Origin of the sequence: Streptomyces sp. NRRL F-6492 (assembly GCF_001280125.1) — a bacterium.
Taxonomy (GTDB): domain Bacteria; phylum Actinomycetota; class Actinomycetes; order Streptomycetales; family Streptomycetaceae; genus Streptomyces.
In genome coordinates this window covers 1-15,466 of record NZ_LGEG01000260.1, presented here as the reverse complement: position 1 = coordinate 15,466, position 15,466 = coordinate 1, and the positions used below count along the sequence as shown (strand labels likewise).

The window sequence follows — 15,466 nt, the reverse complement described above, 5'->3', positions numbered from 1 at the left end:
AAAAGCATCACAGCATCACCAGCGGCCCGGTTGGGCCGTGCAGAGATTGCAGAAGATTCCTGGGGGTCGGCCCCCAGACCCCTTAAGAAACTTCGGGCCCAACAAGGAGAGCAGGGAACCCAGATGGCGGAGCTCACGATCCGGCCGGAGGAGATCCGGGACGCACTGGAGAACTTCGTCCAGTCGTACCAGCCGGACGCGGCCTCGCGCGAGGAGGTCGGCACGGTCAGCCTGGCCGGTGACGGTATCGCGAAGGTCGAGGGTCTTCCCTCGGCCATGGCGAACGAGCTGCTGAAGTTCGAGGACGGGACCCTCGGTCTCGCGCTGAACCTCGAAGAGCGCGAGATCGGCGCGATCGTCCTCGGCGAGTTCAGCGGCATCGAGGAGGGACAGTCGGTGCAGCGCACCGGCGAGGTCCTCTCCGTCGGTGTCGGCGAGGGATACCTCGGCCGCGTTGTCGACCCGCTCGGCAACCCGATCGACGGTCTCGGCGAGATCGCGACCGAGGGCCGCCGCGCCCTCGAACTGCAGGCCCCGGGCGTCATGGCCCGTAAGTCGGTGCACGAGCCGATGGAGACCGGCTACAAGGCCGTCGACGCCATGACGCCGGTCGGCCGCGGCCAGCGTCAGCTGATTATCGGCGACCGTCAGACCGGCAAGACCGCGCTGTGCGTCGACACGATCATCAACCAGCGTGACAACTGGCGCTCGGGCGACGTGAACAAGCAGGTCCGCTGCATCTACGTCGCCGTCGGCCAGAAGGGCTCGACCATCGCGTCCGTTCGCGGCGCCCTGGAAGAGGCCGGTGCGCTCGAGTACACGACGATCGTCGCCGCCCCGGCGTCCGACCCGGCCGGCTTCAAGTACCTGGCGCCGTACACCGGTTCCGCCATCGGCCAGCACTGGATGTACCAGGGCAAGCACGTCCTGATCGTCTTCGACGACCTGTCGAAGCAGGCCGACGCCTACCGCGCCGTGTCCCTGCTGCTGCGCCGCCCGCCGGGCCGTGAGGCCTACCCGGGTGACGTCTTCTACCTGCACTCGCGTCTCCTGGAGCGCTGCGCGAAGCTCTCGGACGAGCTGGGTGCCGGTTCGATGACCGGTCTCCCGATCGTCGAGACCAAGGCGAACGACGTGTCGGCGTTCATCCCGACCAACGTCATCTCCATCACCGACGGCCAGTGCTTCCTGGAGTCCGACCTGTTCAACGCCGGCCAGCGTCCGGCCCTGAACGTCGGTATCTCGGTCTCGCGTGTCGGTGGCTCCGCCCAGCACAAGGCGATGAAGCAGATCTCCGGCCGCCTCCGCGTGGACCTCGCCCAGTTCCGTGAGCTGGAGGCGTTCGCCGCCTTCGGTTCCGACCTGGACGCGGCCTCCAAGGCGCAGCTGGAGCGTGGACAGCGCATGGTCGAGCTGCTCAAGCAGGCTCAGTACCAGCCGATGCCCACCGAGAACCAGGTCGTCTCCGTCTGGGCCGGCACCACCGGCAAGATGGACGACGTCCCGGTCGCCGACATCCGCCGCTTCGAGGCCGAGCTCCTGGCGTACCTGCGCCAGAACCACTCGGGCCTCATGACCTCCATCCGTGAGGGCGGCAAGATGTCGGACGACACGCTGCAGTCCGTCGCCGACGCGATCGCGGAGTTCAAGAAGCAGTTCGAGACCTCTGACGGCAAGCTGCTGGGCGAGGACGCTCCTGCCGCCGTCAACGTCTCGAAGTGACGACGGAAGGGACCTGACTCATGGGAGCGCAGCTCCGGGTCTACAAGCGTCGCATCAAATCCGTCACCGCGACGAAGAAGATCACCAAGGCGATGGAGATGATCGCCGCCTCGCGTGTCGTCAAGGCGCAGCGCAAGGTGCAGGCGTCGACTCCGTACGCGACCGAGCTGACGCGCGCGGTCACGGCGGTGGCCACGGGTGCGAACGACAAGCACCCGCTGACCACCGAGGCGGAGAACCCCGTCCGCGCCGCGGTCCTGCTCCTCTCGAGCGACCGCGGCCTGGCCGGTGCCTTCAACTCCAACGCCATCAAGGCGGCGGAGAGGCTCACGGCGAAGCTGGAGGGCGAGGGCCGCGAGGTCACGATCTACGTCGTCGGCCGCCGTGGCATCGCGCACTACAACTTCCGTGAGCGGAAGCTGGCCGGCTCGTGGACCGGGTTCACGGACCAGCCGTCGTACGGCGACGCCAAGACGATCGCGGCGCCGCTGATCGAGGCGATCGAGAAGGACACGGCCGAGGGTGGTGTGGACGAGCTCCACATCGTCTACACCGAGTTCGTCTCGATGATGACGCAGACGGCGGTCGAGGCCCGGCTGCTGCCCCTCAGCCTCGACGAGGTGGCGAAGGAGGCCGGCGACACGGGCACGCTCCGTCCGCTGTACGACTTCGAGCCGTCGGCGGAGGACGTCCTCGACGCCCTGCTGCCCCGGTACGTCGAAAGCCGGATCTACAACGCGCTGCTCCAGTCGGCTGCCTCCAAGCACGCCGCCACGCGCCGCGCGATGAAGTCGGCGACCGACAACGCGGGAGACTTGATCAACAACCTCTCCCGACTTGCCAACGCGGCCCGCCAGGCCGAAATCACCCAGGAAATCAGCGAGATCGTCGGTGGCACCGCAGCCCTGGCCGACGCGACCGCGGGGAGTGACAAGTAATGACGACCACTGTTGAGACGGCCGCCGCCACGGGCCGCGTCGCCCGGGTCATCGGCCCGGTCGTCGACGTGGAGTTCCCCGTCGACGCGATGCCGGAGATCTACAACGCGCTGAACGTCGAGGTTCCGGACCCGGCCGTGGAGGGTGCGACCAAGACGCTGACCCTCGAGGTCGCCCAGCACCTCGGTGACGGCGTCGTCCGCACCATCTCGATGCAGCCCACCGACGGCCTGGTCCGCCAGGCCCCGGTGACCGACACCGGCACGGGCATCACGGTGCCCGTCGGCGACGTCACCAAGGGCCGTGTGTTCAACACGCTCGGCGAGGTGCTGAACGCCGACGCCTCCACCGTGGCCGACGCGCCGCGCTGGACGATCCACCGCAAGGCCCCGGCCTTCGACCAGCTCGAGTCCAAGACCGAGATGTTCGAGACCGGCCTGAAGGTCGTCGACCTCCTCACCCCGTACGTCAAGGGTGGAAAGATCGGTCTGTTCGGTGGTGCCGGTGTCGGCAAGACCGTTCTGATCCAGGAGATGATCGTCCGTGTGGCCAAGCTGCACGACGGCGTCTCGGTCTTCGCGGGCGTCGGCGAGCGCACCCGTGAGGGCAACGACCTCATGGTCGAGATGGAGGAGGCCGGCGTTCTCGACAAGACCGCGCTGGTCTTCGGCCAGATGGACGAGCCCCCGGGCACCCGTCTGCGCGTGGCCCTCGCCGGTCTGACCATGGCGGAGTACTTCCGCGATGTGCAGAAGCAGGACGTGCTGTTCTTCATCGACAACATCTTCCGCTTCACCCAGGCCGGTTCCGAGGTGTCGACCCTGCTCGGCCGCATGCCCTCCGCGGTGGGCTACCAGCCGAACCTGGCCGACGAGATGGGTCTCCTCCAGGAGCGCATCACCTCGACCCGCGGTCACTCGATCACCTCGATGCAGGCGATCTACGTCCCCGCGGACGACCTGACCGACCCGGCTCCGGCCACCACCTTCGCCCACCTCGACGCGACGACGGTTCTCTCCCGTCCGATCTCCGAGAAGGGCATCTACCCGGCCGTGGACCCGCTGGACTCCACGTCCCGGATCCTGGACCCGCGCTACATCGCGCAGGACCACTACGACGCCGCCACGCGCGTCAAGGGAATCCTGCAGAAGTACAAGGACCTCCAGGACATCATCGCGATCCTCGGCATCGACGAGCTCAGCGAGGAGGACAAGCTCGTCGTCCACCGCGCGCGCCGCGTCGAGCGCTTCCTGTCGCAGAACACCCACGCCGCCAAGCAGTTCACCGGTGTGGACGGTTCGGACGTTCCGCTCGACGAGTCGATCGCCGCGTTCAACGCGATCTGCGACGGGGAGTACGACCACTTCCCCGAGCAGGCCTTCTTCATGTGCGGTGGCGTCGAGGACCTCAAGAAGAACGCCAAGGAGCTCGGCGTCTCCTGAGCCCCGTGCTCGCCCGAGGGGGGCGGGATCCGTCCCGCCCCCCTCTCCACGCCCCCTAGAATTGACCCCAACACCCGGCACGACCGCCGGGTGGTGACCCGAGGAGCCACCCTTGGCTGCTGAGCTGCACGTCGAGCTGGTCGCCGCGGACCGGAGTGTCTGGTCCGGCGAGGCCACCCTGGTCATCGCGCGTACCACCTCCGGCGACATCGGCGTCATGCCCGGCCACCAGCCGCTGCTCGGTGTGCTGGAGTCGGGCCCGGTGACCATCCGTACGAGCGAGGGCGCGACCGTCGTCGCCGCCGTCCACGGTGGATTCATCTCGTTCGCCGACGACAAGCTGTCCCTGCTCGCGGAGGTCTGCGAGCTGGCGGACGAGATCGACGCCCAGCGCGCCGAGCGCGCGCTGGAGCGCGCGAAGTCGGACTCCGACGCCGCCGCCGAGCGGCGCGCCGATGTCCGGCTGCGCGCGGTAGCGGTCCGCTGACGGTCCGCGCGGAGTAGTGCCCTCAGCCGCGGCACGGCTGGAATTTTCCAGACCGTGCCGCGGCTGAGGCGATGCAGGTGCAGGTTGTATTCGGTTCTGCCGGCTGGCCCGGCTACGGGACGCAGCGAGGAGGTCGGTGAAGATGTTCCTCGCTCTGCTCGTGTGCGGCCTGGTCGTCGCACTGGTGGTGATCGGGCTCTTCGTCTTCGGATTGCGCCGGAGACTGATCCAGAAGGCCGGCGGGACGTTCGACTGTTCGCTGCGCTGGAACGTTCCCGACGAGCCGGATCCGGCCGGCAAGGGCTGGGTGTACGGCGTCGCCCGCTACAGCGGTGACGAGATCGCCTGGTTCCGCGTCTTCTCGTACGCGCCCCGTCCGCGCCGGGTCCTGGAGCGCTCCTCCATCGTGGCCCTGGAGCGCCGGACCCCGGAGGGCGAGGAGGAGCTCGCGCTGCTCTCGGACGCGGTGATCCAGCCCTGTATGTACGAGGGCGTCCGCCTGGAGCTCGCGATGAGCGAGGACGCCCGGACGGGCTTCATGGCCTGGCTGGAGGCGGCGCCTCCCGGGCAGAGGGTCAACGTGGCCTAGGACGAGAGGGGCGGGGGACGGCGTGCTGCGCCGTCCCCCGCCCTTCGTCGTCGTACGGGCTAGCTCAGGCCGCTGTTGATCGCGCCGACCAGCTCGCCGTTGGTGGTGTCACCGCTGAACTCCCAGAAGAAGGCTCCGCCCAGGCCCTGGCCCTTGGCCCAGCCCATCTTGGACGTGACCGTGGCCGGGGTGTCGTAGCTCCACCAGTTGGTGCCGCAGTGGGCGTAGGCCGTGCCGGCGACGGTGCCGGTGGACGGGCAGGTGTTCTTGAGGACCTTGTAGTCCTCGATGCCCGCCTCGTACGTGCCGGGCGCCGCGCCCGTCGCCGTGCCGCCGGGGGCGGACTGGGTGACGCCGGTCCAGCCGCGTCCGTAGAAGCCGATGCCGAGCAGCAGCTTCTTGGCCGGGACGCCCTTCGCCTTGAACTTGGCGATCGCGTCGGCGGAGTTGAAGCCCGCCTGCGGGATGCCGGCGTACGAGGTCAGCGGGGAGTGCGGGGCGGTCGGGCCCTTGGCGTCCCAGGCGCCGAAGAAGTCGTACGTCATGACGTTGAGCCAGTCGTAGTACGGGGCGGCGCCGGCGTAGTCGGCGGCGTCGATCTTGCCGCCGGCGGAGCCGTCGGCCGTGACGGCCGCGGTCACCAGGTTGTTGGCGCCGAACTTGGCGCGCATGGCCTGCATCATGTTCTTGAAGGAGGCCGGGCCGCTGGTGTCCCGCAGGCGTTGGGGTACTCCCAGTCCAGGTCGATGCCGTCGAAGACGTCGGCCCAGCGCGGGTCCTCGACCAGGTCGTAGCAGGACTGGGCGAAGGCGGTCGGGTTCTGCACGGCCTGGCCGAAGCCGCCGGACCAGGTCCAGCCGCCGAAGGACCAGAGGACCTTGATGTTCGGGTACGCCTTCTTCAGCTTGCGCAGCTGATTGAAGTTGCCGCGCAGCGGCTGGTCCCAGGTGTCGGCGACGCCGTCGACCGACTGGTCGGCGGTGTAGGCCTTGTCGTAGTCGGCGTAGGAGTCGCCGATGGTGCACTTGCCGCCCTGGACGTTGCCGAAGGCGTAGTTGATGTGCGTGATCTTGGACGCGGAGCCCGAGGTCACGATGTTCTTCACGTGGTAGTTGCGCCCGTAGACGCCCCAGTTGGTGAAGTAGCCCAGCTTGACCGCGTTCGGCGGCGGCGGGACGTCCGGGCCGCCGGTGGTGCGCACCGCGACGGGTCCGGCGGCGGGGCCGGTCTGGTCGATGGTGTCGCGGGCGACGACCGTGTAGCCGTAGTCGGTGCCGGCGGTCAGGCCCGTGTCCGTGTAGGTGAGGGCCGTGGTGGTGGTGACCTTCGTGCCGTCGCGCAGCACGTCGTAGTTCTTGACGCCCTTGTCGTCGGTGGCCGCGGTCCAGGTGAGCTTGGCCGAGGTGTTCGTGACGTTCGAGGCGACCGGGGTGCCGGGGGCGGAGGGCGGGTTGTCGCCCGGCTGGGTGGAGCCGTCGCACGGAGCGCCGTTGATCTTACAGCCGGTGGGCGCGCCGGGACCCGCGCCGTTGTAGCCGAAGGAGACGGAGGCGCCGGGGGCGAGGGTGCCGTTCCAGCCGACGTTCTTGGCGGTCCAGTGGGTGCCGGAGCTGGTGACGGAGGCGTCCCACGCGGAGGTGACCGAGGTGCCGGCGGGGTAGTCCCACTCGACGGTCCAGGAGGTCAGGGTGGTGGTGCCGGTGTTCTTGACGGTCCAGTTGGCGCCGAAGCCGGAGCCCCAGTCCTGGGTCTTGGTGTAGGTGGCCGTGGCCGAGGTGGCCGCTTCGGCGGGGGTGGCGAGGCCGACCATGGCGGCCAGGGGCAGGACGAGGGCGGTCAGACCGGCAGCGGCCCGGTGTCTGAACCCTGCTCTGCGCGTCGGTGCTTGAGTGCTCAACGGTGCTCCTCAAGTTGCGGACGGGGTGGGGGTGGTCCGTGGAGATGCGCGCGCCCCGCGAGCGTAGGAAGGTCTGGACCAATCGTCAAGAGGTCCAGACCAAAGTCGGTACCCTCCCCTACACCCCCAACTCCCTTGCGAGAACGGCCGCTTGGACCCGGCTCCGCAGCTCCAGCTTCCCCAGTACCTTGCTGACGTGCGTCTTCACCGTCGCCTCCGCCATGTCGAGCCGTACCGCGATCTCCGCGTTCGACAGCCCCCCGCCGAGCGCCGAGAGCACCTCCCGCTCCCGGGGCGTCAGCGCGTCCAGGACGGCGGGGTCCGTCCCCCGCGACGACGGGGAGGGCCGCCCGGACGCGGCGAACTCCGCGATCAGCCGTCGCGTCACCGCCGGGGCGATCAGCCCCTCGCCGCGCGCCACCGTCCGTACCGCCTCGATCAGCTCCCGGGCCTCCGCGTTCTTCAGGAGGAAGCCCGCCGCCCCCGCCCGCAGCGCCCCGAAGACGTACGCGTCCAGGTCGAAGGTGGTCAGCACGAGCACGTCCGCGAGGCCCTCCGACACCACGATCCCGGTCGCCGTCACCCCGTCCATCCGGGGCATCTGCACGTCCATCAGGACCAGGTCGGGACGCAGCTCGCGCGCCAGCTCCACCGCCCGCTCCCCGTCGGCCGCCTCCCCGACGACCTCCACGTCCGGCGCGCTGCCCAGGATCAGCACCAGGCCCGCCCGCACCGCGCTCTGGTCCTCGGCGACCACCACCCGCACCGTCATGCCCGCTCCTCGTCGCTCGGGTCCACGGGCAGCTCCGCCCGCACCCGCCACCGTTTCCGTCCCCCGCCGTCCGTCACCGGACCCGCCTCGAAGACCCCGCCGAGCAGGGCCGTCCGCTCCCGCATCCCCACCAGACCCGCCCCCGAGCCGGGTGCGGTCGGCCCCGGCCGCTCCCCGTACGGGCTGGTCACCTCGACCGCGAGGGCGCGCCGGTCCCGGGCGAGGGCCACCCGGACGTCGCCGGGCGCCGCGTGCTTCAGCGCGTTCGTCAGCGACTCCTGCACGATCCGGTACGCCGCCAGCTCCACCGGCGCGGGCAGTCCCGCCGCGCTCTCCCGGGTGTCCTCCAGGACGAGGACGAGACCGCTCGGCCGGGCGTTCGCCCGCGCCTGGTCGACCAGGGCGTCCAGGCCGGCGAGCGTGGGGGCGGCGGCCGGCTCGGCGTCCCCGCTGCCGTCCCGCAGGATGCCGATGAGCCGCCGCATCTCCGACAGGCCCGCCACGCTGTTCTCCCGGATCACGGTGAGCGCCTGCCGGGTGGTGGCCGGTTCGTCGAGGGAGAGCGCCGCCGTGGAGTGGATCGCGATCGCCGAGAGGTGGTTCGCCACCATGTCGTGCAGCTCGCGCGCCATCCGCGCCCGCTCGGCGACCACGGCCTGCGTGCGGTCCATCTCGGCGAGCAGCGCGGTCTGTTCGGCCCGCAGCCGCGCGGCGTCCGCCGCCTCCCGGTGGTTGCGCACGACGGCGCCGGTCATCGCGGGCATGAAGGAGATCATGCCCGTGACGACCCCGACGAGCAGGGCGATCGCGTTCTGCCACCAGACGAGGAAGCCGACCGTCACCGCCACCGTGACCAGCCCGGTCGTGTAGGGGACCCGGCGGGCGGTGGCGGGGTTCCCGTACACGACGGCCGCGTAGACCACGTCCGTGAACATCAGGACGGTGACCAGGTTCCCGTGGGTGAACTGGTCGCCGACGAGCGCGAGCGTGCCGGCGGTGATCGCCGTCTGCGGCATCGTCCGGCGCACGGCCTCCGCCGAGGCCGTCACCGCGAGCGGGATCAGCGTCGCCCACCGCTGGTCGAAGAGGCGGTCGCCCGTCGTGTGGAGCCCGAAGGACCACAGGAGCAGTCCGCAGGAGAACCCGAGGAAGCCCATGAGGAGGTCGAAGCGGTGCGGACGGGGGATCCTCACCGGGCGGGGGATCCTCGCCGGGCGGGGGATCCTCGCCGGACGGGGGAGCCTCAGCGGGCGGGGGAGCGTCACGTACTCATCCAACACGGCCGCACCCGCCCGGGCCTCCTCGTCCGGGCCGATCCGCCCCTCCGTCGAAGGATGTAGACGGGTTTCGTCACCCGCGACGACGAAACCGGCCCGGACCGGCGGGACGCTGAGGGGGAACCGAAAGGGGAACCCTCGTGATCGTCACGCTGATCGTCGTCTGCGAGGTCGGCTTCTGGGTCCTGCTGGCCGCCGGCCTCGCCGTCCGCTACCTGCTGAAGATGCCCCGGACGGGCCTGGCCCTGCTCCTGTGCGAGCCGCTCCTGGAGGTCCTGCTCCTCGTCGTCACCGCGATCGACCTCAAGAACGGCGCCGACCCCAGCTGGAAGCACGGCCTCGCCGCCCTGTACATCGGCTACACCGTCGGCCACGGCCACCGCACCGTGAAGTGGCTCGACGGCCACGCCGCCCACCGCTTCGGCGGCGCCCCGCCGCCCGTGAAGCCCCCGCGGTACGGCATGGCCCGCGCCCGCCACGAGGGCGCGGTCTGGCTCGGTTCGGTGACCGCCGCCGCCGTCGCCTCGGGCCTGCTGCTCCTGGCGGCCCGGTACGTCGGCGACGACGGGAACACCGACGGCCTGCGGAGCTGGATCCTCGTCGCCTGGCGGGCGGCCGGCATCCACGGCCTGATCGCGCTCAGCTACGCGATCTGGCCGAAGAAAGCGCCCGGGAAGGCTCCGGAGAAGGCCCCCGAGCAGGCCTCAGCGGTCCCCGCCCGGCACCCACAGGACGTCCCCGACCTCCTTGTTGGCCGTGCGCGCAAGGATGAAGAGCAGGTCTGAGAGCCGGTTGAGGTACGTGGCGGTCAGCGCGTTCATCGTCTCGCCGTGCGCCTCCAGGGCCGCCCAGGTGGAGCGCTCCGCCCGCCGGACCACCGTGCACGCCTGGTGCAGCAGCGCCGCCCCGGGCGTGCCGCCCGGCAGGATGAAGGAGCGCAGCTTCTCCAGCTCCGCCAGGAAGCGGTCGCAGTCGGCCTCCAGCTTGTCGACGTAGGACTGCTCGACCCGCAGCGGCGGGTACGCCGGGTCCTCCACGACCGGGGTGGAGAGGTCCGCGCCGACGTCGAAGAGGTCGTTCTGGACGCGGACCAGGACCTTCACGACCTCCTCGTCGAGCTGCCCGAGGGCGATCGCCGTACCGATCACGGCGTTCGCCTCGTTGGCGTCGGCGTAGGCCGAGATCCGCAGATCCGTCTTGGCGGTCCGGCTCATGTCGCCGAGCGCCGTGGTGCCCTTGTCGCCGGTACGGGTGTAGATGCGCGTCAGATTGACCATGGCGCCAGCGTAGTCAGCCGCCCGCGCTCCGGAACACGCGTGTGCCGACCGTCACGGTCGAGAGCGGTCGGGGACGGTCCGGCCGCATTGTGTCGTTCTTGTCGAAGGCACGGCCCTGGGCGCAAGAAACTCACTACGCTCGTGCGCACCCAGCTACCCAGCCGCGTCGAGGCCGGTGGTCTTCCCGTCCCAGGTGGAGCGGATCGCGTGCGCCGTCGCGATCCACAGGTCAGTTCAGCACCGTCCAGGTGGCCGATCAGCGTCGATCGGCCACTTCGAAAGGATCATCCATGGAGCCTCGCGGTTACCGCATGGTGATATCGACCCGGCAGGATTTCGTCACCACGTCCGCCCATGCCGAGCGTCAGCTGTACACCTGGCTTGAGGGGAAGCGCTACGACACGTCGGCGCTCGCGGAGGGCCGCAACGACATCGCGCCCCATGTGACCCTGGACCAGGAGTCTTCCTCCGGTCGGTACGGCGCTTACACGCGTTGGCGGATGCGTGAGACACCGACGCCGGAGATCGGGACCTGGCAGTCCACCCTCGTCGTCCGGGCCGATCCGCGGGACGACCAGCGCCGCACCTGGATCCAGGTCGACATCGAGAACCGCCCTTCCGTGCCGGGGAAGTTCCCCATGGCCGCGAACACGCCCGGCATCGCACGCCTCCTCCTGGAAGCGATCGACGCCCGGGACGGCCTTGCGGAGGTGAGGGCCAAGTCGACGTTCATCGAGCCGGAGGATGTGCCGGAGGTCATCGAGGAACTGTGCGACACCGAGCGGCGGCTGCCGGTCGTCGTCGCCAGTGTGCCCCACAACACGGATGCGGACAGCTGGGCCGAGACGACCGTGGAACAGGCGTTCAAGTTCCTTCCCGGCCTCGCCACGCTGTACGTCCTCGCGCCCGAGGCCCTGATCGCCTTTAACGACGCTCTGGAGTTCCACCCCGTATTCGGCGGCGGCATCCGTACGTACCTTCCGGGCATGGATCCCGCCTGGAAACCCGATGCGCAACGACACCCCGTGATGTCCCGCAGGACGATCGAGGCAGGCGTCCACCGGGCGGCGAAGATCCTTGCAGCACTTCCCCAGCAGCAGGCTCTGCGCCAGCCGTTGCCGGACGCGCTGGAGTCCCTCCCCGTTCTGCGCACCCGGCCGCGCCCGCAGACGCACGGCTCGGACGTCGAGAAGCTGAAGGGCGAGAACTCGACACTGCAGACGATGCTCGACGAGGCCGAGGTGACCGAGGCGGTGCAGGCGAAGAAGATCAGCGATCTCAACGCCGCCCTCGGTACGGCCGACCTCGCGAGGGACCAGCTCAGGGGCGAGCACGAGGAGCTGTACGACCAGTTCCAGTCTGTCCAGAGGCAGGTCCGTTTCCTTCAGGACAGGTTGGCCGATGCAGGGCAGTACGAAGCCGCATACGCCGTCCCCGAGGCGCCGGGCATCGCCTATCCCGAGACGTTCGCCGACCTCCTCCACCGATTCGACGAACTTCCTTTCCTCCGGTTCACCGGCAAGGTGAAGGTCACCCGCGATCTCGACAGCCAGTCCGTGGACAACTGGCTCTACGTGGCCTGGGACGGGCTCCTTGCCCTCAACCACTTCGCTGAGGCGTCGGCCGAAGAGAGTGCGGGCGGTGACTTCCTCAGCTGGTGCAAGGGAGAGCGATCCCGGAGCCATCCGTTCCCGGCGGCGAAGGTGGCGATGCGCGAGTCGGATGCCGTCGCCCGTGACGAGAAGCTGTCGCGGAAGCGGATGCTGCCGGTACCGAAGGAGGTGCACCCGGACAGCGTGGTTTTCATGCAGGCGCACCTGAAGATCGGTTCGGGCAACACCGTCGCACCCCGACTGCACTTCTACGAGGACGGCCCCCGGTCCGGCCTAGTGTACGTCGGCTACCTCGGCCCCCATCTGCCCAACACCCTGACCTGAGCGCGGGAGCGCCGGGGTGCCCCTCAATCGATGGTGGAGTGTAAGAAAGTCGGAAGCTCGGAGAGTCGCATTTTCTTGAAGCTCTGAGTAGTCTGGAAGGCGTAGAAGGCACGGGAAGTACGAGGGAGGTCACCCATGGCTGCGGCCACATTTCACGCCAGCGTGCGCGACAAGGGGCAGCTGACGTTGCCTGCGGGGGTTCGCGAGGCGCTGGGAGTCTCCCCAGGTGACGAGCTTGAGTTCGAGATCAGCGACACCGGCGTTGTCGAGGTCCACGGACTGAGGAAGATCCGCACCGACCAGGCGTGGTTCTGGACGGAGCGGTGGCAGGCGGGCGAGCGGGAAGCGAGCGAGGATGTCGCGGCCGGTCGTACGACCCGTCACGAGGACGTGGATGAGATGTTCGCGCACCTCGGCAAGGAGAACTGACCCCGAGCTCTGGGAGGCCCTATTGCCGACTTTCGAAACGACCGCTCGCTTCGACCGCGACTTCAAGAAGCTCCTTCCGGAGGAGAAGGCGCGGTTTCAGGAGGCAGTCCGGGACAAGTTCGTACCGGATGTGGCCAGCGGGCGGTTTCGGCCCGGCCTCCGGGTCAAGCCCGTCCAGGGAGTGCCCCTTCCTGCAGGCGCGCGTCCTGTCATGGAGATGACCTGGGCGCCCGACGGGCGTGCGACCTGGCAGTACGCGGATGAAATCCGCGCGGGTGAGCCGCACGTCATCTGGCGACGGGTCGGTGGACACGAGATCTTCGATCCCGGTCCGGCCTGAGGGACGGAGGGCCCGTCCGCCGTGCACAACGGTGGGCGGGCCCTCGCGCGACCGGGCCGGCAAGACGTCCTGCGGGACGCGATGAAGCGCATTCGGACGCCGATCGGACATTCGGCACACTCCATGTGGCCGGGGCGCGGTTCTTCGATCGTTCGTCACCTTCGACATCCCACGGGCGCGGAGCCGCGCTCGCCGGGTGTGAGGTTGCGGGCCGGGGCGCGTGCGCGACCGCCATCACCCCGGACCTGGTCAGTGGTGTGTGACGGTCTGCCTTCGGGAGGTTCCTCCCCACGGGCGCCCCGGTGGTGGGATGTGCTGCCGCTCCTGAGCGCTCTTCGATCGACCGCACGTGTCGCCCCGCACCGAGTGACCGGAGGTCTTCGCATACGCGTCGCCAGTTCGGCGGGGCGTGCTCCCTTCCCTCTGCGGAATTTTGATCGCCGCCCGCCGCCTGTCGCGAGTGTGACGTCCGTCAAAGAGGGCGTGACGCGCATTACTTAGCGGTCACATGGCGGCCCCGGACCGCTAATCTCCGCCGGAGAGCCAGAAGTGAACAGGCGTGGAGGGGTGGAACATCGTGGCCAGGAAGCTCGCCGTCATCGGGGCCGGACTCATGGGGTCCGGGATCGCGCAGGTCTCGGCACAGGCGGGCTGGGACGTCGTCCTGCGTGACGTCACCGACGCCGCCCTGACCCGCGGCACCGACGGCGTCAAGGCGTCGTACGACCGCTTCGTCGCCAAGGGGAAGCTGGACGCCGCCGACGCGGAGGCCGCGCTCGGGCGGATCACCGCCACCACCGAGCTCGAAGCCGTCGCGGACGCCGACGTGATCGTCGAGGCCGTCTTCGAGGACCTCGACGTCAAGCACGAGATCTTCCGCTCGCTCGACAAGGTCGCCAAGGACGGCGCCGTCCTCGCCTCCAACACCTCCGCGATCCCGATCACCAAGATCGCCGCGGTGACCGGACGCCCCGAGGCCGTCGTCGGCACGCACTTCTTCTCCCCGGTCCCGATGATGCAGCTCTGCGAGCTGGTGCGCGGCTACAAGACCAGCGACGCCACCCTCGCCACCGCCCGCGAGTTCGCCGAGTCCGTCGGCAAGACCTGCATCGTCGTCAACCGCGACGTCGCCGGCTTCGTCACCACCCGGCTCATCGCCGCCCTCGTCGTCGAGGCCGCCAAGCTCCAGGAGTCGGGCGTCGCCACCGCCGAGGACATCGACACCGCCTGCAAGCTCGGCTTCGGCCACGCCATGGGCCCGCTCGCCACCGCCGACCTCACCGGCATCGACATCCTGGTGAACGCGGCCGGCAACATCTACACCGAGTCCCAGGACGAGAAGTTCGCGCCGCCGGAGCTGATGCGCCGGATGGTGGACGCGGGTGACATCGGCCGCAAGAGCGGGCAGGGCTACTACACGTACTGAGCGGACCGGGGCTGTCGGGGCCCCGCCCGTACGGACACGCGGGCCCGCGGAACGAGCACCGTTCCCGGCCCGCCCACCCCACCTCACTCCGTGGGGTGAATTTCGGTACCGGATCGCTGACAAGGCGCAACGCTTCTGCCGGTGCGGCAGTCAGTTGTTGCGAAGACGGAGCACTCTCGGGGAGCGCATATGCACATCAGGGGCGACCACGTCGAGCTGGTCGTCGGGGGCCGCCTCGACGTCCGCAGCGCGGCGGACGCCCGTACGGTCCTCCACTCGGCCGTCGACGACGGAGTCGGCGACCTGGTGCTCGACCTGACAGGGCTCGACTCCTGGGACGCCACCGGGCTCGGCGTCATCATGGGCGCCCACCGGAGGGCCGGCCGCTGCGGCCGGCGCCTGGTCCTGCGCGGGGTGCCGCCCCAGATGCAGCGCCTCCTCGTCGCCACCCGGCTGCACCGCATCCTCGCCATCGAGGGCGGCCTCGCCCTGGAGTCGCTGCCCCGGGTCTGAGCCCCGCCCCCGGGGGGGACCACCGGTGCGGACCGGCGGGTGCGAACCAGTCGGTCGCGCCCAATCCTCACAAGACCGTGACGTCTTGGTCTCGGGAGCACCCCGACTGTTCCCGGCCGCCCGGCCACGGTCTAGGGTTCGGTCGCCCGCACTTTGGCCGTCCGCACAGGGACGCGACCCACCCGGCGGGCCCGCACACCGCTTCTTGGGGGCAAGGACCATGGACCCGATCAACCCTGGGTCGGAGGAGTACGGTCACGACACCGAGGGCGAGGAGGCCCGCCAGGGCCGCGCCGTGCCCGCACCCGCGTCCACGCCCGCGCGTGCCCGCGTCGTCCAGGTCGTCTCCGGCGAGCTCCTCCTCACCGTCAACCCCGTCGACGGCAGCGAGATCGAACCCTGCCCGCCCGGACGGGAACC

The 15,466-nt window shown here is 69.8% G+C and carries 15 protein-coding genes and 1 pseudogene; 12 read left to right on the top strand and 4 right to left on the bottom strand.

Annotated elements, in window-relative coordinates; translation table 11 throughout:
• The first annotated feature begins 123 nt into the window (after positions 1 to 123).
• From atpA to ADL08_RS30230, 5 genes are all read left to right on the top strand, one after another.
• Positions 124 to 1,722, top strand: coding sequence for a F0F1 ATP synthase subunit alpha (atpA, locus tag ADL08_RS30250; protein WP_053648598.1), 1,599 nt, complete (start codon positions 124 to 126; stop codon positions 1,720 to 1,722).
• A gap of 20 nt (positions 1,723 to 1,742) precedes the next feature.
• Complete coding sequence (locus ADL08_RS30245) at positions 1,743 to 2,660, top strand: F0F1 ATP synthase subunit gamma (RefSeq protein ID WP_053648595.1); 918 nt, start codon at positions 1,743 to 1,745, stop codon at positions 2,658 to 2,660.
• Positions 2,660 to 4,102, top strand: coding sequence for a F0F1 ATP synthase subunit beta (gene atpD / locus ADL08_RS30240; RefSeq protein WP_053648593.1), 1,443 nt, complete (start codon positions 2,660 to 2,662; stop codon positions 4,100 to 4,102). Before ADL08_RS30245 ends, atpD begins: the two co-directional genes overlap by 1 nt.
• 112 nt (positions 4,103 to 4,214) lie before the next feature.
• Positions 4,215 to 4,589 carry a F0F1 ATP synthase subunit epsilon gene (locus tag ADL08_RS30235; RefSeq protein ID WP_053648591.1) on the top strand — a complete coding sequence of 125 codons (375 nt, stop codon included), beginning with the start codon at positions 4,215 to 4,217 and terminating at the stop codon, positions 4,587 to 4,589.
• A 142-nt stretch (positions 4,590 to 4,731) separates the two neighbouring features.
• Positions 4,732 to 5,178, top strand: coding sequence for a DUF2550 domain-containing protein (locus ADL08_RS30230; protein ID WP_053648655.1), 447 nt, complete (start codon positions 4,732 to 4,734; stop codon positions 5,176 to 5,178).
• Positions 5,179 to 5,237: 59 nt separating this feature from the next.
• Here ADL08_RS30230 and ADL08_RS30225 read toward each other — a convergent pair.
• From ADL08_RS30225 to ADL08_RS30215, 3 genes and pseudogenes are all read right to left on the bottom strand, one after another.
• Positions 5,238 to 6,988, bottom strand: a pseudogene (locus ADL08_RS30225) (glycosyl hydrolase family 18 protein).
• A gap of 205 nt (positions 6,989 to 7,193) precedes the next feature.
• A complete protein-coding gene (locus ADL08_RS30220; RefSeq protein ID WP_053648590.1) occupies positions 7,194 to 7,847 on the bottom strand; it encodes a response regulator in 654 nt (217 codons plus the stop codon).
• Positions 7,844 to 9,040, bottom strand: coding sequence for a sensor histidine kinase (locus ADL08_RS30215; RefSeq protein WP_420709571.1), 1,197 nt, complete (start codon positions 9,038 to 9,040; stop codon positions 7,844 to 7,846). Before ADL08_RS30215 ends, ADL08_RS30220 begins: the two co-directional genes overlap by 4 nt.
• 224 nt (positions 9,041 to 9,264) lie before the next feature.
• Here ADL08_RS30215 and ADL08_RS30210 point away from each other — a divergent pair, with 224 nt between their 5' ends.
• Positions 9,265 to 9,909, top strand: a complete 645-nt coding sequence (locus tag ADL08_RS30210; protein ID WP_053648588.1) for a hypothetical protein — start codon at positions 9,265 to 9,267, stop codon at positions 9,907 to 9,909.
• On the opposite strand, the gene ADL08_RS30205 is transcribed toward ADL08_RS30210, so the two are convergent.
• Positions 9,829 to 10,401, bottom strand: coding sequence for a cob(I)yrinic acid a,c-diamide adenosyltransferase (locus tag ADL08_RS30205; protein ID WP_053648586.1), 573 nt, complete (start codon positions 10,399 to 10,401; stop codon positions 9,829 to 9,831). The genes ADL08_RS30210 and ADL08_RS30205 overlap by 81 nt on opposite strands.
• 290 nt (positions 10,402 to 10,691) lie before the next feature.
• Here ADL08_RS30205 and ADL08_RS30200 point away from each other — a divergent pair, with 290 nt between their 5' ends.
• From ADL08_RS30200 to ADL08_RS30175, 6 genes are all read left to right on the top strand, one after another.
• Positions 10,692 to 12,338, top strand: a complete 1,647-nt coding sequence (locus tag ADL08_RS30200) for a hypothetical protein (protein ID WP_234352316.1) — start codon at positions 10,692 to 10,694, stop codon at positions 12,336 to 12,338.
• A gap of 135 nt (positions 12,339 to 12,473) precedes the next feature.
• Positions 12,474 to 12,767, top strand: a complete 294-nt coding sequence (locus tag ADL08_RS30195; protein ID WP_078968056.1) for an AbrB/MazE/SpoVT family DNA-binding domain-containing protein — start codon at positions 12,474 to 12,476, stop codon at positions 12,765 to 12,767.
• A gap of 22 nt (positions 12,768 to 12,789) precedes the next feature.
• Positions 12,790 to 13,107, top strand: coding sequence for a hypothetical protein (locus tag ADL08_RS30190; RefSeq protein WP_199837117.1), 318 nt, complete (start codon positions 12,790 to 12,792; stop codon positions 13,105 to 13,107).
• Between the two features lie 577 nt (positions 13,108 to 13,684).
• Positions 13,685 to 14,533 carry a 3-hydroxyacyl-CoA dehydrogenase family protein gene (locus tag ADL08_RS30185; protein WP_053648644.1) on the top strand — a complete coding sequence of 283 codons (849 nt, stop codon included), beginning with the start codon at positions 13,685 to 13,687 and terminating at the stop codon, positions 14,531 to 14,533.
• 189 nt (positions 14,534 to 14,722) lie between these two features.
• A complete protein-coding gene (locus tag ADL08_RS30180) occupies positions 14,723 to 15,046 on the top strand; it encodes an STAS domain-containing protein (protein WP_030210572.1) in 324 nt (107 codons plus the stop codon).
• A gap of 220 nt (positions 15,047 to 15,266) precedes the next feature.
• A partial coding sequence (locus tag ADL08_RS30175; protein WP_159048511.1) for a hypothetical protein occupies positions 15,267 to 15,466 on the top strand: 200 nt, incomplete at its 3' end.